General features: G+C 52.4%; 18 protein-coding genes. 8 read left to right on the plus strand and 10 right to left on the minus strand.

The features are described 5' to 3' along the window. Window positions 1–277 precede the first annotated feature (277 nt). The 3 genes from PLF13_03620 (at window position 278) to PLF13_03630 (ending at window position 7,606) form a co-directional block, all read left to right on the plus strand. The gene (locus PLF13_03620) at window positions 278–5,416 is read left to right on the plus strand and encodes a S8 family serine peptidase (GenBank protein HOP06360.1); all 5,139 of its coding nucleotides are present in this window, start codon (window positions 278–280) and stop codon (window positions 5,414–5,416) included. Window positions 5,417–5,502: 86 nt separating this feature from the next. Then, window positions 5,503–7,320 carry an oligoendopeptidase F gene (gene pepF / locus PLF13_03625; GenBank protein HOP06361.1) on the plus strand — a complete coding sequence of 606 codons (1,818 nt, stop codon included), beginning with the start codon at window positions 5,503–5,505 and terminating at the stop codon, window positions 7,318–7,320. A gap of 13 nt (window positions 7,321–7,333) precedes the next feature. Further along, window positions 7,334–7,606: a hypothetical protein gene (locus PLF13_03630; GenBank protein HOP06362.1), complete on the plus strand. Its 273-nt coding sequence runs from the start codon at window positions 7,334–7,336 to the stop codon at window positions 7,604–7,606. 15 nt (window positions 7,607–7,621) lie between these two features. Here PLF13_03630 and PLF13_03635 read toward each other — a convergent pair whose 3' ends face one another. Further along, complete coding sequence (locus PLF13_03635) at window positions 7,622–7,951, minus strand: DUF202 domain-containing protein (protein ID HOP06363.1); 330 nt, start codon at window positions 7,949–7,951, stop codon at window positions 7,622–7,624. A 35-nt stretch (window positions 7,952–7,986) separates the two neighbouring features. After that, on the minus strand, window positions 7,987–8,382 hold the full coding sequence (locus PLF13_03640; protein HOP06364.1) for a hypothetical protein: 396 nt from the start codon (window positions 8,380–8,382) through the stop codon (window positions 7,987–7,989). Window positions 8,383–8,548: 166 nt separating this feature from the next. Between PLF13_03640 and ileS the strand changes: the two genes are divergently transcribed. From ileS to lspA, 3 genes are read left to right on the plus strand one after another with little or no spacing between them, the layout of a single operon-like run. Beyond that, on the plus strand, window positions 8,549–11,716 hold the full coding sequence (gene ileS / locus PLF13_03645; GenBank protein ID HOP06365.1) for an isoleucine--tRNA ligase: 3,168 nt from the start codon (window positions 8,549–8,551) through the stop codon (window positions 11,714–11,716). Between the two features lie 10 nt (window positions 11,717–11,726). Continuing rightward, a complete protein-coding gene (locus tag PLF13_03650) occupies window positions 11,727–12,113 on the plus strand; it encodes a TraR/DksA C4-type zinc finger protein (GenBank protein ID HOP06366.1) in 387 nt (128 codons plus the stop codon). Continuing rightward, window positions 12,052–12,663 (plus strand): signal peptidase II, encoded by a 612-nt coding sequence (gene lspA, locus PLF13_03655; protein HOP06367.1) that lies wholly within the window; start codon window positions 12,052–12,054, stop codon window positions 12,661–12,663. The genes PLF13_03650 and lspA overlap by 62 nt, the downstream gene beginning before the upstream one ends. A 140-nt stretch (window positions 12,664–12,803) precedes the next feature. Here lspA and PLF13_03660 read toward each other — a convergent pair whose 3' ends face one another. The 5 genes from PLF13_03660 to PLF13_03680 form a co-directional block, all read right to left on the minus strand. Further along, window positions 12,804–13,241, minus strand: coding sequence for a nuclear transport factor 2 family protein (locus tag PLF13_03660; GenBank protein ID HOP06368.1), 438 nt, complete (start codon window positions 13,239–13,241; stop codon window positions 12,804–12,806). A 557-nt stretch (window positions 13,242–13,798) separates the two neighbouring features. Further along, window positions 13,799–14,383, minus strand: coding sequence for a hypothetical protein (locus PLF13_03665; protein HOP06369.1), 585 nt, complete (start codon window positions 14,381–14,383; stop codon window positions 13,799–13,801). Between the two features lie 24 nt (window positions 14,384–14,407). Next, window positions 14,408–14,971, minus strand: coding sequence for a hypothetical protein (locus tag PLF13_03670; protein HOP06370.1), 564 nt, complete (start codon window positions 14,969–14,971; stop codon window positions 14,408–14,410). Window positions 14,972–14,982: 11 nt separating this feature from the next. Further along, window positions 14,983–15,162: a hypothetical protein gene (locus tag PLF13_03675; GenBank protein ID HOP06371.1), complete on the minus strand. Its 180-nt coding sequence runs from the start codon at window positions 15,160–15,162 to the stop codon at window positions 14,983–14,985. Between the two features lie 189 nt (window positions 15,163–15,351). Continuing rightward, on the minus strand, window positions 15,352–15,672 hold the full coding sequence (locus tag PLF13_03680) for a hypothetical protein (GenBank protein ID HOP06372.1): 321 nt from the start codon (window positions 15,670–15,672) through the stop codon (window positions 15,352–15,354). Window positions 15,673–16,206: 534 nt separating this feature from the next. Here PLF13_03680 and PLF13_03685 point away from each other — a divergent pair. Both PLF13_03685 and PLF13_03690 read left to right on the plus strand, forming a co-directional pair. Continuing rightward, on the plus strand, window positions 16,207–17,154 hold the full coding sequence (locus tag PLF13_03685; GenBank protein ID HOP06373.1) for a hypothetical protein: 948 nt from the start codon (window positions 16,207–16,209) through the stop codon (window positions 17,152–17,154). A 14-nt stretch (window positions 17,155–17,168) separates the two neighbouring features. Further along, window positions 17,169–18,260, plus strand: a complete 1,092-nt coding sequence (locus tag PLF13_03690; protein ID HOP06374.1) for a hypothetical protein — start codon at window positions 17,169–17,171, stop codon at window positions 18,258–18,260. 300 nt (window positions 18,261–18,560) lie between these two features. Here PLF13_03690 and PLF13_03695 read toward each other — a convergent pair whose 3' ends face one another. The 3 genes from PLF13_03695 to PLF13_03705 form a co-directional block, all read right to left on the minus strand. Further along, entirely contained in the window at window positions 18,561–18,761 is a 201-nt protein-coding gene (locus PLF13_03695) for a zinc ribbon domain-containing protein (GenBank protein ID HOP06375.1), read from the minus strand. A gap of 218 nt (window positions 18,762–18,979) precedes the next feature. Then, on the minus strand, window positions 18,980–19,372 hold the full coding sequence (locus tag PLF13_03700) for a DUF302 domain-containing protein (protein ID HOP06376.1): 393 nt from the start codon (window positions 19,370–19,372) through the stop codon (window positions 18,980–18,982). A 62-nt stretch (window positions 19,373–19,434) separates the two neighbouring features. Next, entirely contained in the window at window positions 19,435–19,848 is a 414-nt protein-coding gene (locus PLF13_03705; protein HOP06377.1) for an OsmC family protein, read from the minus strand. Between the last annotated feature and the right edge of the window lie 65 nt (window positions 19,849–19,913).

Below are 19,913 nucleotides of genomic sequence, written 5' to 3' on the forward strand. Positions count from 1 at the left end.
GATGAAGACCGGCGTCTTTGTGCCGCAGGATGCAATTAACACCTCCGAGTAGATACAATCTGTCTACGTATCAACAACGGCGCAGTTCCGAAACTGTTAATCAGACTTTGACAAAATCATCAAACAATTTACATTGTTAATACACAAGAGTGCAACCAGCACGTCTTAAAGGAAGCGGGTGGTCGGGGAAAATCCCTGATGGAATTGCAGCGGGAGCTCTGCACTGTTTGAATAGTCGCACTCAGTAGTCCCTTATATATTTGGGAGGTTCGCGTAAATGAGACCTGCGAATGTAGTCACTGGAGTACAGCGACGGATATGTTCGGCGTCGATTATTGTCCTGGCGTTGATAATACTTTCCGTTCAGATACACGGTGCTCCTGCTGGCAATGTCCGCTTCGCACCGGGGCGAGTTATAATTAAGTACGCTGAGGAATTCTCGCCGAATCTAAAAACCGGCGTTGTCGGTGGTCTGGCAACATCGGGAATAGCCTCGGTCGACCAGCTCCACCGGCGATTCGGTGTTACACAACAACGATCTCTGCTTCACGAAACAACCGGTTATCCTGTTGGAATGAACGGACTCGACAGGCTCTGTATTCTCGAGTGCTCTGCCTCGGTCAATCTTGATTCCGTAGTTGCAGCCTATGCTTCGTTGCCGGAAATTGCCTGGGCCGAAAAGGACTATCTGATGGAGTTGTTCGAAGTCCCGAACGACAGTCTTTTCGCATACCAATGGTCACTTAACAATACCGGGCAGGAATATCCGGGAGTAGTCCGCCGCGATGGGAACTATAACGATACCCAGGAAATTACAACCGGCAGCGTCGATGCTGATATCGATGCCTTGGAGGTATTTGTTGCGGATCGGCAGACATCCTCTCCTCTGATCGGCATAATCGATGCCGGAATAGATCTCGACCACGAGGATCTGGTGGGACAGATTTGGGTCAATCCCGGAGAAGACCTTAATGGTAACGGAATAATCGAGTCGAGTGAAATTGACGGCATCGACAACGACGCCGATGGTTATATCGATGATTTCTACGGATGGGATTTCAGCGGCGATGTAGAACCGGAAATTGTAAACCAGGCCGGGATTGTCTATTTCCCCGACAATGATCCCACTGATTATCACGGCCATGGGACACACGTAACCGGCATTGCGGCCGCAGCGTCCGGGAATGGAATCGGCATCGCAGGGATTGCCTCGTCGTCCAGGGTTATGGCCCTGAAGGTGTTTCCTTACGCCTTTACTTCGGTTTGTGTCGAGGCGATTGTTTATGCTGCCGATCACGGCTGCGATGTGATCAACCTTAGCTGGGGAAGCAATTTCCCCTCCGTAGCGCTCAAAGAAGCACTCGATTATGCCGTTTCGCGCGGCACCCTGCCGGTAGCGGCTTCCGGTAATGCCGGTCATCTCGAGAACTTTCACAGCTATCCGGCGGCTTACGACAACACTCTTGCTGTCGGCGCCTCCAACAGTCTCGACGAAGTGACTTATTTCTCATCATACGGTGACCATATCGATGTAGTCGCTCCCGGCCGGGATATTTTATCGCTCCGAGCCGACAGTCTTGATCCTTATGAGCTTGAACCGTGGGTACATATCGTGGCCGAGCGGTATTACCTGATGGACGGCACGAGTATGGCTGCTCCGTGTGTCACCGGACTGGCGGCATATCTTCGTGCCCTAGCGCCGCAACTTGGGGTTGACAGCCTTCGACGCCTGATTGAATTGTCGGCCGATGATATCGTTTATCCATACGGCGGTGATAGCCTCTATGCACCCGGCAAGGATGTTTACAGTGGTTACGGGCGGGTAAATTTGAATCGTGCACTGGGTTTGGTAAGCGGACGATTGGTCGATATTGTCAAACCAGCCGTCAATCAGCCGGTTTCGGGAAAGGTGATCGTGACCGGTACCGCCTTGGGAGAAGCGGATGAGTTTTTCGTTCTCGAATACGGTGTCGGTTATGAACCGCAGTCATGGATCGAGATCGCCGGCGGACCTGCCGTTGTGTACAACGATACGCTGGGGGTGTGGAATAGTTCGGGTTTGGTTGGACGGTACTGCCTGCGTTTGAGTATTGGCGACACTGATAAGATAATCGTACCGGTTGTGATTGACAATGGTGTGCGGGTGGAGATCGACTCGCCCTCCGAGGGTGCTTCGCTTGCGGGGACGGTAGCAATATATGGTTCAACCGTACTGCCGAACTTCAAATCCTACCGTCTTGATTATTCCGGCAGTGTGTCTCCTTCCACCTTGACCGATATAACCGAGTCGACTCGGATGCGAGCCGATGAGTTGTTGGGAGAATGGCCGGTGTCGTTCCTTGAAACGGGTGAGTATGAAATTCATCTGACGGTTTTCCCCGATTCCGGTGAAGCGGTGAGTACGAGTGTTGCTGTTCATGTGGCAAGTTCGCTTCGTGATTTCTGGACTGTTTCACTGCCGTATGATGTTTTCTCACCGGCTGTTGGAGATATCGACGGTGACAGCCTCAATGAAATTGTTCTGGGCATTACGCGAAGCGGGTCAGGCAACGGTGGCGGAGTGTGGGTTTTTGATCTGGAAGGACATCCCCACACACAGGGCTCCGTTTATTCTACCGTTTCCATGAATGGCCCGCCGGCGTTGGGGAATCTTGACGATGACGGTGTCGATGATATCGTTATAACTTCGCCTGACAATATCTACTCGTATCTATCCGGCTCGTCGAACTGGTCCGCCAAGGCAACCAGTGCCTATGACCAGGTGTACGGTCTGCCACCCCTTATCTGTGATCTGGAGAATGACGGTAAGGCAGAAGTTTTATACCGCGCCGGAGACTGGTTGTATGGTTGTTATCGTGATGGTCTGGGTCTGGCTCCGGGATTTCAGATCAAGAGACTGAGCGGTGACCTGCGAACGCCGATGGTTCTTCAGGCCGATCTTGACGGTGATGGACCGCGTGAGATCATTACCGGTGGTGAGGGGCTTTTTGTTATGAATGAGGATTTCTCGTTGATTCGCGAGCCTGGTGATCCCGGCTTCGGCATAATTCCGCATGGTATGGCAGCGGGAAATCTCGATAGTTTGCCCGGCCAGGAACTGGTGGTTATCGGTGAAACCGATCATTTGGAGCCATATACCATCAATGTGCTCAGGCTGAGCGGAGATCAACTGAACGGTTTCCCAATCGTGCTGGAGGACCTGGTCCCGCACCTCTGGCTGGCGAAACAGCCGGCGCTCGGTGATTTGGACGGCGATGGCTCTCTCGAAATAGTCGTTTCGTTTTTCACCGCTGGTGAGGCGCGGCTGTATGCCTGGCATAACGACGGTACGCCGCTGGGATCTATCGGTGCCGAAGGCCTGCTCGTACGCAGCGGTTGTTCGGGAGCGTCGGATAAACTGGCACACTTAATCGAGCAGGGATTGGGAGACGATATCGAGAAAGTCAGTCGTTCTCTGGAGCTAATGAGTGTTAATCAACAGACGGCGCTGCTCTCGGCAACGGGCGAATCGGACTATTCTGATCCGGTTCTGGGTAGTGGGCCGGATGTATTCGGAAATCCGATCCTGGCCGATATCAACGGTGATCATTATAATGACATCGTCCTGTTTGGCGGAACCTATCTGCATTCTGATTTCTGTCGTTTGTATGCCTTCGATTACGAGGGGCGTCCGATTGACGGTTTTCCGATTGTTATTTCACCTACATCGCGGCTGTTTGATATCGGTCCGAGTGATCCTTCGATCGGAGATATCGACCGCGATGGATTTCTTGATATCCTGACGCTGACGGACTATCCCGACGCTTGCCTCTCATTTTGGGAATTTCCGATTCCTTTTGACTCGTCTTGTGCTCCCTGGCCTAAATACCTTCACGATAATTGGAACAGCGGGTTAAGTGGTTTTAAGCCGGACCCAAACAAGGTTATCAGTAGGGCGCCTCGAGATTTACGGGTGCAGCGGATGACCGATAGCAGTATCGTGCTGGCCTGGACACCTCAGGATTATAATAGATCAACCGGATACCGTCTTTATCGCACCGGCGATCTGTGTGTTTATCCACATCGGTACGACAGTGTTTCTATTGAAGCGAGCGATAGTTGCTACGATGATATCGATCCGGAACCGGGGGGATTCTATAGTTATGCGATATCGAATTTCGATTATTACGGCCAACAGAGCGATCTCTCGGACCCGGTTGCCGTCTGGTTCAAGCCGAATGAATCGATACTCGGAGTGAATCCACCACCGTTGTTTCGCCTGGCGGCGGTCGAGCGGGATGCTGTTACTTTAAAATGGTTGTCGGTACCGAATGTTAACATTGCAGGCTACAATATCTATCGTGCCGTAAGCAGATACGGAACACCCGAACTGATGAATGATGTATTGATCCCGCGTACCGACAGCGTTTTTTACGATGCTGCCCTTGTAGCCGGTGAGCGCTACCATTATACCATCGCCAGTGTCGATACTGCCGGTACGGAGAGCCTCCCATCGCTCGATATCGGTATCTGGTGCGGCCCTGATGACGGGCCGACCGACAATTTCGCTCCGGACATGTTTCAGGCTTGCAACGTGACTGATTCTTCGATCGTGGTATGTTGGGAGGCAAAACCGGCCTGGCAGAGCAGCGGCTATCATATCTATAGATCCGAGATAAAGGACTGTATTGGGAAGAAAATTCACAATTTCACGCGTCCCTTAACCGATAGCAGCTACGAAGACAGGACGGTCAAGGTGGGGCGTTTCTATTATTATTCGATTATTAACCTGGATACCCTGGGAGAAATGAGTGCTCCCAGCGTTCAGTCGGCTGTTTCGTTCGAACCGGGTGCACAGGAGATCCCCGGTATACCTCCGTATTCGTTCCGGATCGGATACATTGAAGAAAACAGCGTGACACTACGCTGGCAGCCGCGCCCGCCGTGGAAGAGTGTCGGATATAATATCTATCGCTCGTTCGGACCGGGGACTTCATCAATCAAAATCAACGATGAACTGATTCCACAGATAGACAGCAGCTATAAAGACCGTGGACTCATTACCGGATTACGTTATTTCTATTATATTTGCAGCGTCGATTCTAATTTCGTTGAAGGAACACTCTCGACTGCAGTCGAGTACATGTACGGTCATCAAATGGACTACGAGCTTTGTCAAAGCTTCCCCAATCCTTTCAACGAGAACACATGGATATGTTTTGTGCTGCCCATTGCAACTCAAGTTAAGATCGACATCTATGATTGTCTCGGGCGGCGAATAACTACAGTCGTCGATCAACCTTTCGATCCGGGGACTCACGGTGTTGTGTGGAACGGCCTGGATAATGCCGGTAGTGAGGTGGCAAGCGGTGTCTATTTCTATCGACTCACGGCAGGGGAGACGGTGTTGACGAAGAAAATGCTGCTGTTGCGGTAATATCTGTCAGTCAACTTCCCCTTGATTTTCGCGGGAAAATCGGCGAATTTAGCGCAATTGCAAGAACCAATCAGAAAGGACACGTCATGGGCGATGCAACCGCGGCTACCAAAGCAATCAAGCAACGCGATCAAATCGAAGATAAGCACAAATGGCAACTGACCGATATCTACGCTTCTGAAGAGGCCTGGGAAGAGGATTATCGCAAGGCCGAGGCGATCATCAAAAAGGCCTCGGAATACCAGGGACGCCTGCCGGAATCACCGGCGCTCCTCTACGAGTGTCTCAAGACCAAAAGCGATCTTTCACTCACCGTGTTTTGCCTGTTCCAATACGCTCATTTGAGTCGCGACCTGGATAATAGGGTTTCCAAATACCAGGAATATGACGACCGCGCCGCCCGTCTCGGCGCGGAGGCTTCGGCAGCGTTTTCGTATATCGAGCCGGAATTGCTCGAGATTGACGAGGCAACTCTACGCAGTATGGCGGCTGAGTTCCCGGTCAAAGATGAGTTTGATTTTTACATCGATGAGTTGATCCGCTCACGCGGGCATATTCGCTCCAAGGAGGTCGAAGAACTGCTGGCCCAGGCGAGTATGGTTACCCGCGCTCCGAACAACATCTTTACCATGCTTAACGATGCCGACCTGGTCTATCCGACTATCAAAGACGAGGACGGCGATGAGGTCCGGCTGACCAAGCAGCGGTTCATGAAATTCATGGAGTCGCAGGATCGTCGCGTGCGCCAAGATGCCCACGACCGGTTTTATTCGGTTTACAAGGATCACCTTAATACTACCGGCGCAGCTTATTCCAGTAGCGTCACAGCGGATATTTTCGCTTCCCGGGCTCGGCGCTTCGATAGTTGCCTTCAGGCGGCTCTCTACGACGACAATATCCCGGAAGCGGTCTATCGTGGTCTGATCGAGAACACCGAGGCGGATATCACCTGCATGCACGACTATGTGAAACTGCGTAAGCGGATTCTCAAAATCGACGCCGTCAAATCGTACGATATGATCTGCCCGCTCTTTCCGGACCGCGACTACGAAGTCCCCTACGACCAGGCGATCGAGGAGATATTGGTGGCGTTGCAGCCGCTCGGCGATAAGTATATCGCAAAGCTCAAGGAAGCGTTCAGCAGTCGCTGGATCGATGTTTTCGAGACTGAGGGGAAAGGGAGCGGGGCATATAGCTGGGGCAACTATCGGGTGCATCCGTTTGTCCTGATGAACTACAGCGACACGGTTGACAACATGTTCACCCTGGCGCACGAGATGGGACATGCCATGCACAGCTTCCTGTCCTCGACCAACCAGCATTTTGCCAAATCGCAGTATTCGATTTTCGTAGCCGAGGTGGCTTCGACGCTTAACGAGGGTCTGCTTCTGCAGCATCTGCTCAAGAAGGCGGTCGACGACCAGGATCGGCTGTATTTGCTCAACCGCCATGTCGACAACACCTCCGGGACGTATTTCAATCAGGTTATGTATGCTCATTTCGAGCTGATGACTCACGAGCAAGTCGAGCAGGGCGGGGCGTTGTCGCCCGAAGTGATGAACAAAATGTGGTCCGACCTGACCGCGCGTTATTTCGGTGACGGGTTCGAGATCGATGAATTCACGCCGATGAAATGGAGCCGGGTGCCGCATTTCTACAACGCCTTCTACGTGTTCCAGTATGCGACCTCGTATGCCGCCTCACAGGCTATCCTGGACAAGTTCCTAGCGGGCGAGGCGGGGATTGTCGACAAGTATCTGACGCTGTTGTCTTCAGGCGGCAATGCCCATCCGATCGAACAGCTTCAGAAATGCGGCGTGGATATGACTAAATCGGACGCGGTTAAGGCGACGATCAAATTGTTCGCCGACCAGATCAAACAGATGGGGGAGATGGCCGGATAAAGGGGGCTTTGTCATGGCCGAGCCGGGCTCGACCAAAAACCGCGAACGGGTGCTGATGACCAACCGGCAGATGTGCTGTATCTGCTTTCAGATGCCGGGGGTGATCCACTATATCGACGGCAATTCGGACAATCAGGAAGCCGCCAATCTGGCCGTGCTGTGTCCGAAACATCATGCCGAGGCGGTCGCGGGTAAACTGAGCGCCGAACAGATTCGCAAAGCCAAGTTCAACTGGGAGCGGGGTTGTATTGGAGTTTTGATGGGATTGGCGCGCCTTAAAATTTGAGACGCGCCGTATTCTTTACACCGGCGGGATGTTTTTCATGCCGCCGTAGAGATTTTCACGAGTCTGGCGCAGACGGACACGAATCCGATTGTAACGGTAAATTCCGATAACGGTCGTGATGATCCCTAGCGGTACGAAAACCCAGCCAAGGATCTCTATCAACAGTGAATCGAAAAACTTGATAAAAGACACCCCCGCCACGAAAAAAGTCAGCGCGGTCCGGAGATAGGACAAAAAGGTCCGCTGATTGGCCAGGTGCAGCCGAAATACGGCATCGCGATCGTGGGTGATCTGCCTGGTTGGCGGCTGCAAAGTCTTTGGGTTCAGGTCAAATTCATTATCCATGTCCGCCTACAACAATAACCGGACGGAAAAGTTCACTAACGCTCAATAGAGGCGACGATATCGACTTTCCAGTCCTTGTCGTCGATCCAAACACCGTAAATATCGGCATCGAGGTCCCAGGATCGAATCGTTTCCATCCCCTTGCGCAGGTGCGACAGATGCTCCTCGTAGCTGACCGGGTTGCCGGCGCAGTCCCCGTGGGAGACCAGGACAATCGTGTCCGAGCCGTGTTTCTGGATCGAAAGCAGCACGCGGCCTCTGATCAGCTCGACCAGGCCGGATTCTCGTTTGCCTAAAATAGCATCGGGGCCGGGCTCGGTGATCATGTCAATGTAGTCGAGGTCGAATCCCTTCTTCATGAATTCTATCATCGGTTCCTGAACGCGGCCGTCCATACAATTAATACAGGTTCCAAACTTGCCTTCAGCCATTGGTTTTGTCTCCGTCTTTTTTCTGGGTCTTGTTCTGAAGAAACCGACCTGAGGGGCCGAAGTCAACCAGTAGTAGACGATAATGTGGGGAGCTGTAGCCCCCCGAAAAATCTTTACAAAAACAGCCTTTCGGCCTAAATTGCTTGGCTTGGAAGGAAACGCATATATGAAATTCGATCCACTCAAAGAGAACTTCGCCATCCCGGCCGCCGAGGAGAAAATCCTGGCCTTCTGGGACGACCAAAAGGTATTCGAGAAATCTTGTGAAGCGGCCAAAGACCGCCCGCATTTTGTCTTTTATGAGGGACCGCCGACTGCCAACGGCAAGCCCGGGATTCATCATGTAATATCCCGCACCGTCAAAGACTTGATCTGTCGTTATAAGGCGATGCAGGGTTTCCGCGTCGACCGTAAGGCCGGATGGGATACCCACGGATTGCCGGTCGAGATTGAGGTCGAGAAGACACTCGGCCTGAAAAATAAGGGCGAAGTGGTTAAATATGGGATCACCGAGTTCAACCAGCGCTGTCGCGAGTCGGTGTTCAAGTATCTCGATTTGTGGAATAAGATCACTCGCCGCATGGGCTACTGGCTCGATCTGGACGATGCCTATGTCACCCTCAAGACCGAATACGTGGAAACGGTCTGGTGGATTCTGAAGAATTTCTTCGACCGCGGCCTCATTTATAAAGGTTACAAAACCGTCCCGTTCTGTCCCCGTTGCGAAACCGGCCTCTCCTCACACGAGGTGGCCCAGGGGTACGAACTGGTCAAGGATCCTTCGATATTCGTCAAGATCAAGGCCGCCGACGGCGATTTCAGCTATCTGGTCTGGACCACCACTCCCTGGACACTTCCTTCCAACGCCGCCCTCTGTATGAAGCCCAACGCCGATTATGTCATGATCGAGCACGAGGGCGAAAAACTGGTCCTGGCCGAGGCGCTCGTGCCGAAACTGTTCGATGAACCCAAAGAAGTGCTCGAACGGGCCAAGGGCTCCGATTTCCTGAAACGCAAGTATGAGCCGTTGTTCGACACTTTCGCCGATCAGAAGGACAACGCCTTTTTCGTGATCAACGGCGATTTCGTTACCCTAGAGGACGGCACCGGGATCGTGCACATCGCTCCCGGCTTCGGCGCCGACGACTACGAAGCGGGTCAGAAATACGGTCTGCCGGTGCTGCAGGCAATCGAAGCCAACGGTATTTTCAAAGATTTCGCCGGTCCTTATGCCGGGATGTTCGTGAAAGACGCCGACAAGGAGATTATCAAGGATTTGAAAATCTCCGGTCGCTTGTTCAAAAAAGAGCTGTACGAGCACAACTATCCGTTCTGCTGGCGTTGTGATTCGCCGCTGATTTACATTGCGCGGCAATCCTGGTATCTCAAGACGACCCAATTCAAAGACCGCCTGATCGCCAACAACAACGCTATCCACTGGCATCCGGACGAAATCCGCACCGGCCGTATGCTCGACTGGCTCGAAAACAACGTCGACTGGTCGCTCTCGCGCGAGCGGTTTTGGGGTACACCGATTCCGATCTGGGTCTGCGACGATGAGAAATGCGGCAAAATGCGGGCGATCGGGTCGATCGAGGAACTGAAGCAAGAGGCGATCAACTGCCCGGACGAGGTTGACCTGCACAAGCCGATGATGGACGAGGTCAAGCTCAGATGTGAGTGCGGCCGCGAGATGACTCGCATTCCGGAAGTGGTCGATGTCTGGTTCGACTCCGGTGCGATGCCGTACGCCCAATGGCATTACCCGTTCGAGAACCAGGAAGAGTTCAAGATCAAATACCCGGCCGAGTTTATCTCGGAGGCAGTCGATCAGACCCGAGGCTGGTTCTACTCATTGCTGGCGATCTCGACGATCCTGTTCGACCAGCCGCCGTTTAAGAATGTGATCGTGCTAGAGTTCATTCTCGATAAGCTCGGCAAGAAGATGTCCAAGCATAAAGGGAACGTGGTCGACCCGTTTACCACGATGGACGACTACGGCGCCGACCCGACCCGCTGGTACCTGGTAGCGAGTTCGAATCCCTGGTTGTCGACCAGGTTCGATTTCGAGGGACTCAAAGAGGTGATCCGCAAGTATTTCGATACCTTGCGTAATACCTACAGTTTCTTTGCCATCTACGCCAACATTGACGATATCACCGGTCGCGCCGCGGCCGATAATTTGTCTATCGAGAATTTCCTGGCTTCCAAAGCGGGTGAGCCGAACCGGTTCGACCGCTGGGTATGGTCGCGTTATAACAGCCTGATCAAAGATGTCACGACCTCGCTGGACGGCTATGATATTACTCGTGCGGTGCGAGCGCTTCAGCATTTCGTAATCGAGGAACTGTCGAACTGGTACGTACGCAACAACCGTCGCCGGTTCTGGGCCGAGGGGGATGATCCCTCCAAGATGCGGGCGTTTTTGACGCTTTATCGCATATTACTCGGGGTGGTTAAAATGATGGCGCCGGTAGCACCGTTCATGGCCGAGTTGCTCTATCGTGAATTGGTCGGCGGCGACAAGAACACCCCGATGTCGGTTCACATGACCGCTTATCCCAGATCGGACGAAGGAGCCATCGACAAAGACCTGGAACAAACCATGTCGCTGGTGGAGCGGACCGTTTCGCTCGGCCGGGCGGCTCGGTCGCGCAAGAATCTCAAGGTTCGCCAACCGCTTTCCAAAATTATGGTCGATCTCGGCGGGCTGGGCGGATTCGATAGAATCGCCGATTACACCGATATCATTACCGACGAGTTGAATATCAAGGAGTTAGCTCCGGTCGACGGCCTCGATAAATATGTCAGCTACAGCGCCAAACTGAATTTCAAGACAGCCGGACCCAAGTTGGGGGCGGATGTCAAAAAAGCCGCGGCCTGGCTGGCCGAGTTGCCCTCGGAGTCAATTCGTAAGTTTGCCGCTGAAAAAACACTTGAATTTGAAGCCAATGGTAAGAAATATACCCTTGGTGAAGATGATATCGCGGTTATTCGTGATGAGCGAGAGGGCTTTGCCGTAGAAAATGACGGCCCGCTTTCGGTAGCGCTGGTGACCGATCTCAACCAGGATCTGATTGACGAAGGTTTCTCCCGCGAGTTAGTCAATAAGATCCAGAATATGCGCAAGAGTTCCAATCTCGAGGTCACTGATCGCATCACCGTCACCATGGTCTGCACTGAGCCGGTGAAGCAGGCCGCCGAGCGGTTCGAGGAGTTCATCCGGAAAGAAACACTGGCCGACCGGTTGAATCTGGTCGGGGATGCTCCGGATGGTTCACAGGAGTGGAACATTAACGGCGAGAAAGCAGCTATAACGGTTGCCAAAGTTTAGCGGGGACAGCATGCGCAAAGCCGAATTGGAACGATACAAGAAAAAACTCCTCGAGCGCAAAAAAGCACTCCTGGAGGAGATGGGTATACTCATGGACTCCCATGTATCGACCACCATCAAAGACTCGACCGGTGATCTGTCGTCCTACTCCTATCACATGGCGGACCAGGGGACTGACGCTATGGAGCGGGAGTTGGCTTTCATGATGGCTTCCAAATCCGGTCGGCTGGTGTACCATATCGATGAGGCTTTGCGTCGTATCAAGGACGGTACCTACGGCAAATGCCAGAGCTGCGGCAAACAAATCAGCCGCCATCGGCTTAACGCCGTGCCCCATGCCCGCCTGTGCATCGAGTGTAAATCTTCCGAAGAGGACAAAAAAGCTGGCCGCAAATAGTTCCACAAAGAGACTTATTCTGGCCGGTGTGATTGCGGTTGTCGTGGCCCTGCTTGACCAGGGGACCAAGTATTTAGCCGTGCAGAATCTTACCCTCGGGGAATCGGTCGAAGTGTTCGGCCGGTTTTTTATGCTGACCTTGATCTACAATCTCGGTGGAGCTATGGGGACCAATTTCGGTACACCGACTTACTATCTTATCTCCTCGATTTTGATTCTCGTGTTGGTGGTCGTTTATGCCTGGTTCCATCGCGACCAATGGCGTATTCTTTTCCCACTCGGTCTCGTGGCAGGCGGAGCGATCGGGAACATTGTCGATCGCATTGCCTACGGGAAAGTGGTCGATTTCCTCGATTTCGACTTTTTCAATATGAACCTGTTCGGTTACCAGATCGACCGCTGGTGGACGTTTAACATTGCCGATGCCGCCATCTCGGTGGCGATAGTTCTGTTGTTTATCAATATCATTTTCCTGAGTCCGAATAAAGACGAACAACAATCATCGTCGGAGCCATCGCCGGAAATCCCCCCCTACGGCGGGCAAATATAGCCTATTATCGACATCTGAATGGAATTTAACGAAACTGGAGGCAGTGGCTTACCTTTCAGGAGGATATCTGCCATCCGTTGACGTTTTATAAGAGAGGACGGTCGTCGGGTTGAGAGACCCGACGACATATACCGTTCGGATTATTTCTGAAAGCGTTCTGTGGGATAAGAGAAATGTTGCTGGACAATTTGCCAGCGGCCGTCGCGTTTTTCCATCACGCCGGTCCAGCGGATATCTTCCCAGCCGGTCGCTCGTCCGTTGATTTCACAGAAATCATCCAGACGACAAGCCCACCAGGCAACCGTTCCGCTTTGAGAAAGCCCTAACTTCAGGTCGCGGATTTCATAGTTGGTCGCCTTAAAGGCGTCGGTCATGAAGAACCCGTCGACCAGTTTCTGGAACTGGGTGAATCCTCGCATGACTCCGTCGTCGTCCGGATTGAAAAAGAATAACTCTTCATCCTGAGCCATGGCGTTGTAAAGAAGGTCTTTGTCTTTCTCCTTGGCCCAGCCGATCGAGGCATTGATCGTTGCGACAATCGCCTCGCGCTCGGTCTCGAGATTGGTTTGTGCGGGCATGGTCCGGCATCCTGTAATGATAAAGCTGATGGTTAAAATGGTGACGACGGTTCTCAAAATGATGTTCGAGAACATAAGGCTCCTCCAAAAGGCTCTTTGGTCGTGTTGTTCCGGCTCAGGGGAGTGTTGAAAAATCACGTTGGCGGCGGAGACAAGCCCCGTCGCTACGCGTCCAGGGAATCTTGACCTCGCGTATCGGGTGGTCCTGTATCGCCCGCACGACAACCGCGAATAGTCGAGTATTCGCGCGGACGACTTTTCAACAAAGCCTCGAACCGGAAGGCTTTCCGGTCGGCGACCGATCGACCTGCCGACCGACTGCTTCGCCTGCAATATAGACAGTTCAGAGCATGAAATGTGCAATAAGATCGATGATGTTCAGGAATTGTTAAAAAAGACGGTCTGCTACACTCAGATGTTTGTGAATAAAGCGTGCGGTGGATATCTATTATAAGTGAGGTTTTAATGCGGGCGACATGATGTCGCCCGCCATACGAGATGAAGAATCTCAGAGCAGGTTTTGTCCAGAGATCAAAGCGGATTTCTTCAATACGTTTTCAAGCGCGGGTAACGACAAACTCCCCATATTCGTCGCCGACCTCGATTCCCCTGGTCTGCTCGCACTTGAACCGACCGAAGCCGTTCGGGTAAGGATCGCCGTAGGCTAAATCCATGAACGCGCGGGAAACACCGCGAATCATAAATGCGAACGGGCGTTTGGTCGGTCCCATGTCGTGCTCGTAATAGTCGCAGGCGCGGATGACCATTTTTTCATCGGGAATCAGTTCCGTAATTTCGGCATTCGCCCATCCCCAGGCCGTCAGCACTCCATACGCTCCGTGGAGGATATCTTCCGGCTCTTTTTCAACCATCGGCGAAACAACCGCCTGGAATTCCTCGGATGTGATGATACCGTGACCGGTATGATAACCGCACTCGGCCGCAGCATTTTCGAGAAGTCCCTCAGCGGCATCACCGACGTCGTCTCCGGCTGCATCGAGAATAGCTTTCGAGAATCCGTTCCAGAAACTAACGGGAATACGCTGAACCAGGACGCCGTAGGCCGGGATTAGACCCTGATCGTCTCCCCGTACCTGCAGCCCGGAAAGTTCATTGATAATCTTTTTTCTGTCTATAGCCATGTCTTCACTCCTTGCCTTGACCCGTTACCATTGCACATCGAAACGGGACCGAGGGGCTCCGCATACGATACTCTCGGCTTCGACGACTTTGATATCGTCCGGATTTGTCAGATCAAACGCGGCTGCACAGGCAGCCTTGATATATCCCTCACCGATGTAGTTGACTCGACTATCGCGTCGACCCCATCTGCTCAGCCAGCCTTCATCGACATGAGAGTACTCCATGACTACAACCGCCGACCGGTCATTGCACGCAAACCGAATCGCCCCGAGACCAACGAATGAAAAATACTGTTCCGCAATGGCGAGGCGGTCGGCGATATTCTTCACATTCTCCACTTCGTAATATCTGATAAGAGGAGCATGGAATGCCTCGAACGAGGTGCGTATTAAATGGTCGGTTCCGTTTAAAAGAGAGGCATCGAGAGCGAGCTGGGTGAAGAGGGTGGCATAATGATGACAGTGCATGACACTCACTTCACCGTTGACATAGTGACGCATCCGGTTCTTATCGAACTCCTCTCGCACCTTGAACTTGACGGTCGAGTTATGCGAAGCATACCTTTTTGTAGATGCTACATCAGGCATGAATATCTCCTCTAGGCTTCCGCCTTGATTTGTTGTATGGCCTTCTCAAATTTCTGGATCAACTCGGGTGAATCCGGCGCCTGGGAGGCTCTTTGAGAGGGCAGGAGGGTGAGCATGGCGAGGCGGAATTGAGCTTTCATCCCCCCGATTGCCTTCGCTTTCTCGTAGTAATCTACGAGTTTTGTGCCCATGCTTGGTTCCTTTCGAAGCAGGATTGCATAATTATATTAGGTCTGGTCCATGTTGGCGTTAATGTTCTCTTGCAACGTCGGTCAGGTAACGGGTATCGGGAGCGACCTGCAGCTCTTGTTCCGATGGTGTTTAACCTGTTACCGTTTATAAATACAACTCCGTAACGAACGTTTTATCACGTATTGCACTCAATTGAGCTCCGTCGCGGTATCTACCGAATCGGCAGGAACTTGTTCTACCAATTCCTGAAAACGACGGACGCTTTCGGCGATATTTCTACGATTTGGAATCAACCGGAGTGAACAGCTTCCCTGAACCCCTTTCACGATAGTTCCGTCGGACATGTCCAGCCGGAACAACGGCCGCTGAAAGGAGTCGTGGAATTCCAATTTTCCAAAACTGCCGAGAGCGATTATCTGCTCTCCGGTTATCGGCGATTCGAACACGACTTCCTTCATCCAGGATTTGCCGATACATTCGTCTATATCCTTAATCGCCGTAATTCTCATGGAAGAGTCCGCTTCACATAATACCCCTTTTCACAACCCGGTTTATCAGACCGGTCGTCAAAACTCGAAAGCTGCCGGAAATTGTGTATTCCCCGTTGTGTAGAAGCAGAGAAACAACCGCCTCTAAACGTTCTCAGGATCCGATCCCCCGGCAATCTCTCTATAGGTATTTTCGGCAGTATAGACCTGGTTCTGGAGTGCCCGGGACCGGGGAAGTGTTGAAAAACCTCTTCTGCGGACGGGGACAAGCCCCGCCGCTGCGCGTTAGGAGTTCTAACTTCGCGTAACGGGTGGCCTTGTGTCGCTTGTACCTCTGTTGTGATAGGGATGAATATCCGAGCGTATGACTTCTTCAACAATCCCCTGGGTTTTACACCCTGGTTGAATTGGTACGAAACCGATACAAGCTCTATTGAATCCCACAAACTAAGTCTTGACTTAGTCTTAACCCGGCCGATATTGTTGGTAGGTACCTGACTTATTGACTCCGGTTAGGGCCCGGTAAAGATGAAAACCATTTCCCAGGGAGAAAAAATGCGTCTGAAATACGTAATTCCTCCTTTGATCATAGCCATGGCGCTGCTGTTGGCCGGTTGTAATATCTTCGGCTGGACCAGCGGTGAGAGCGCCGAGTCTAAGATCGACGAGGGCAAGGAGCATCTTCGCAACGCCGAGTACGAGGAGGCACTGGCCTCGTTCGCTGAGGCGATGGAGGAGGATCCAAACAGTTCCGAAGCCCGCTATTATCATGCCAAGGCTGCTATTCATGCCTCGGGTTTCAACGCCTTGTATCTGGCTCAGACTCTGGGCGACAACAATTTCTACAGCGGCTCGGATTTCCCGTTCACCGGCGATGACTGGCCCAAGATCCGGGCCAACAGCCTGTACCAGGTATCAGGTGTGCTGTTCGATGATCTGCGCCCGATCTTTCGGCATGAGACAGAGGGTTCGTTTGACTCCTCCGACATTGTTTTCGATCTGGGTCTGGCGGCCGGTATGAAGGGTTTGCTGATGTTCCAGGACACCAACCTCGACGGGATCATCGACAACGATGATTTCAACTGGCTGATCGAATATCTCGACGGTCTCAGTCGGGGTTTCGAGTTCAGTAATCTTCCGGAGTATATCAATCAGCACTCCGGCGGCGCCGCCAAGCTTTCCGGGTCTATGACACTGGCTCCTTTGCCGATCGACCCGTTGCTGATCGCTGCGTTCAACGCGTTCGTTGACAACATCGCCGAGATTATCGATTTCGCCTACGCAATCATCATGTCGATCGCTACGGAGAATTTCGGAGTGGATCCGGCCGATGTCGCCAGCGTGCTGACCGAGGCTAAGAACTTAGCCCATTATTACCGCATCGCCGACAATCTGGATAACGACAATGACAGTCGGATCGATGAAGAAATCATTAACGGTCTTGACGACGACGGGGACGGTCGCATCGATGAGGATAGCGACGGTTCCTGGGAACTGTTGTGAGGAGGGAGACCGTGATGAAATCTACAATAATCATTATAACGCTGATGCTTCTGGTTCTGTCGGGAGTCGTTTCGGCCGAGACCAGAAACTCGCAATACCTAGATGTCCGCTCGCTCTCCATGGGCGGTACGGCGATTACTACCTTTGACGATTTCCGGGCGATCATGTACAACCCGGCTTCGTTGAAGCATCGCGATGGACTGAAAGTCGATATTTTTGCCTTGCAGGTTCGTCTGGACAAGGACGTCCGCAGCATGGTCGACTTTTACTCCGACAACGAGGAACTGTTCGACAATTATGCCGACACCACTTTATCAGCACAGCAGGAACTGCTCGACGGTCTGGCCGAGTGGGATGACTCCTGGCTCGGGGCCGGTGTGTACGGTCATATCGGTGTTCAATACGGCAGTTTCGCAATCGGCCAGTATGGTTCGATGGATGTCGAGTTCAAGACCGACAAAGGTATTTTCGAGCCGAGTGTTTACGAATGCGGTATTGCCGATATCGTAACTACGGGTGGTCTATCGTTCGAGATCCCCGCATCGATTACCGGTAATGTCCTGCCAAATCGTCTCTACGGCGGCGCGGCGCTGAAAATTATCAAGCGCTATGAATTGCACGAGTTGCGGCTGTCCGCCTCCGAGGTTAATCTCTCGGATGCCTATGACACGCTGCTCGAAGAATCCGCCTGGGGTTATGGTGTAGACCTGGGACTCAAGTATGAATTGATCCCCAACAAAGCCGATCTCGGTCTTCGGGTGGTTGACCTCCTGGCCGATATCGACGATGAACGGCCGCCACTCGAGGTGAATATCGGCGGTTCGATGCGCCTGTCCAGGGGTATCCTCGTTGCGGCGGATATCAACGATGCTTTCTTCCATAAGGGAGAGTCGTTCTTCAACAAGGTTCACCTCGGGGCCGAAGTGCCATTGAGCAAACCGCTCAAAGTACGAGCCGGGATCGGGCAGGGCTATCCCTCTGTCGGGGCCGGTCTCGATTTCGGTTTCATTCAGCTTGACGGCGTCGTTTACGGCACCGAACGAACCAGCCGGGTTGGAGGAGAAGGCGAGTTCAATTACGCCTTCCGTCTGAAATTGGGATTCTGATTTTGTGAGTTAAGCGACTCGACGCGATAAACAACATTGAGTCGCGCATAGGTTCTTTTTTTCGCGTCGCCCGAGGAGATACTCCTCGGGCGATGTTTTTTTGATGGCCGTATGCTACGTGAAGTTAGAGCTTCCAGGCGCGTAGCTGAAGGGCTTGTCTTCCCGGCGATTGGGTTCTTGCGGAGGTTTTTTCAACACTCCCAAAGGAAGGAGCCCGCCGGGGATCAGGCTTCCCCGACGGGCATGAGAGGCATAAGATGAAGGTTTTTCTGCTCCCGGCAGAGAGGTCGTTCAAGCCCCTCAACTGAATCCGCTGGAGCAACGCGATCCGCCGCTGCCGGAACCGCTGTCCGATCCTCCCGAGGGAGACGCCACCAACGAGAGCATTTTGTGCACCTTTTCCGATCCGCATTTGGGACAGGGTGGCGGTGGTGCACTGGCCGAGACCAATTCCTCGAACTGATTACCGCAGCTCTCGCATTCGTATTTATAAAGCGGCATAATTACCTCGTTAATCCGTTACCGATATGACCGCCCCGGTCACCAGCCCCAATCCGGTCGCCAGATAAGGGTTACACATAAGGGCTCAAGTCGCTCCAAATTCGATATAGAGCAATGAGAACGTCAGACCGATCACACCGCCCACTGCGGCGAACAACGCGGTTCTTTTGTATCCGGCCTTTGTCATACTTATCACGATTTCCCTAAATTCGGTCTTTTCAAACCGAAGCCTCCATGATCGACTTCAACGTCGTTTCCACTTCACTGGCGAGCTGGTCCAGACCGGCTTCGGGAAACATGGTTGCAATCATGCCGGGTCGGCCGAGGGTTACAAAAGTCTTGTTGCTTTCGGTGTGAACCGAAAACCGGCAGGGCATGAAGATCGCTACCCCTACTTCTTGCTGAGTCGCCTGATGGGCGAAACCGGCGTTGCAGACCTCGATTATTTTCAGCGGGCCGCGTTCGATGCCTTTTTCCTTCAATGTATTCTGAACATCATGAATGGCCAGAACGCGAAAGCTGTGTTCGGCGGCCTGCTTCTTCAGATTCTCGACGACATCGTCGAACGCCTTATCCGACTGCAACTTATATGTAAATTCGGTTGTGTTCATAACCACGCTCCTATGGTTGTCTTTCCTCCTTAGATAGAAAGACCGCTCAAACGATTCAAGAATCATTCAAGAATTTCGAAGCTGGTTTTCACCTCGGCCGGGCTCTGAATGGTCTGACTGATCACGCAATACTTGGACTCGGACAGCTCAATCGCCTTGGCGAGTTTCTTTTTGTCCAGATTGTCCCCTTTGGCCAAATACTTGATTTCGATAGTATGAAACGGCTTGGGATAGTCTTCGTTCTGGTGCGCTGTTACTTCGATTTCGAGCGATTCGAGTTTCTGGCGCTGCTTCTCGAGGATTCTTACGATGTCAATCCCGGTGCATCCGGCCACGGCGTAGAGAAGTAACTCGGTTGGTTTGAACCCGGATTCATCGCCGCCGGCCGACTTGGCGCCGTCGGTGATAATCTTGTGGCCGAATATGTTGACTCCCTCGAATTTAATCCCTCCGGCCCAGTTCATTTTTATCTGCATAGTATTTGTCTCCGGCAATTGGTATTCTTCTTACGTTTTGCGGCTATATTAAAAGCCGTATGTTC

The sequence above is a fragment of the Candidatus Zixiibacteriota bacterium genome (assembly GCA_035380245.1).
Classification (GTDB): domain Bacteria; phylum Zixibacteria; class MSB-5A5; order GN15; family FEB-12; genus DAOSXA01.

Excerpts from the sequence above, each read along its gene's own strand:
- PLF13_03620 (HOP06360.1), top strand. The coding sequence starts at position 278 with ATGAGACCTGCGAATGTAGTCACTGGAGTACAGCGACGGATATGTTCG.
- pepF (HOP06361.1), top strand. The coding sequence starts at position 5,503 with ATGGGCGATGCAACCGCGGCTACCAAAGCAATCAAGCAACGCGATCAA.
- PLF13_03630 (HOP06362.1), top strand. The coding sequence starts at position 7,334 with ATGGCCGAGCCGGGCTCGACCAAAAACCGCGAACGGGTGCTGATGACC.
- PLF13_03635 (HOP06363.1), bottom strand. The coding sequence starts at position 7,951 with ATGGATAATGAATTTGACCTGAACCCAAAGACTTTGCAGCCGCCAACC.
- PLF13_03640 (HOP06364.1), bottom strand. The coding sequence starts at position 8,382 with ATGGCTGAAGGCAAGTTTGGAACCTGTATTAATTGTATGGACGGCCGC.
- ileS (HOP06365.1), top strand. The coding sequence starts at position 8,549 with ATGAAATTCGATCCACTCAAAGAGAACTTCGCCATCCCGGCCGCCGAG.
- PLF13_03650 (HOP06366.1), top strand. The coding sequence starts at position 11,727 with ATGCGCAAAGCCGAATTGGAACGATACAAGAAAAAACTCCTCGAGCGC.
- lspA (HOP06367.1), top strand. The coding sequence starts at position 12,052 with ATGCCCGCCTGTGCATCGAGTGTAAATCTTCCGAAGAGGACAAAAAAG.
- PLF13_03660 (HOP06368.1), bottom strand. The coding sequence starts at position 13,241 with ATGCCCGCACAAACCAATCTCGAGACCGAGCGCGAGGCGATTGTCGCA.
- PLF13_03665 (HOP06369.1), bottom strand. The coding sequence starts at position 14,383 with ATGGCTATAGACAGAAAAAAGATTATCAATGAACTTTCCGGGCTGCAG.
- PLF13_03670 (HOP06370.1), bottom strand. The coding sequence starts at position 14,971 with ATGCCTGATGTAGCATCTACAAAAAGGTATGCTTCGCATAACTCGACC.
- PLF13_03675 (HOP06371.1), bottom strand. The coding sequence starts at position 15,162 with ATGGGCACAAAACTCGTAGATTACTACGAGAAAGCGAAGGCAATCGGG.
- PLF13_03680 (HOP06372.1), bottom strand. The coding sequence starts at position 15,672 with ATGAGAATTACGGCGATTAAGGATATAGACGAATGTATCGGCAAATCC.
- PLF13_03685 (HOP06373.1), top strand. The coding sequence starts at position 16,207 with ATGCGTCTGAAATACGTAATTCCTCCTTTGATCATAGCCATGGCGCTG.
- PLF13_03690 (HOP06374.1), top strand. The coding sequence starts at position 17,169 with ATGAAATCTACAATAATCATTATAACGCTGATGCTTCTGGTTCTGTCG.
- PLF13_03695 (HOP06375.1), bottom strand. The coding sequence starts at position 18,761 with ATGCCGCTTTATAAATACGAATGCGAGAGCTGCGGTAATCAGTTCGAG.
- PLF13_03700 (HOP06376.1), bottom strand. The coding sequence starts at position 19,372 with ATGAACACAACCGAATTTACATATAAGTTGCAGTCGGATAAGGCGTTC.
- PLF13_03705 (HOP06377.1), bottom strand. The coding sequence starts at position 19,848 with ATGCAGATAAAAATGAACTGGGCCGGAGGGATTAAATTCGAGGGAGTC.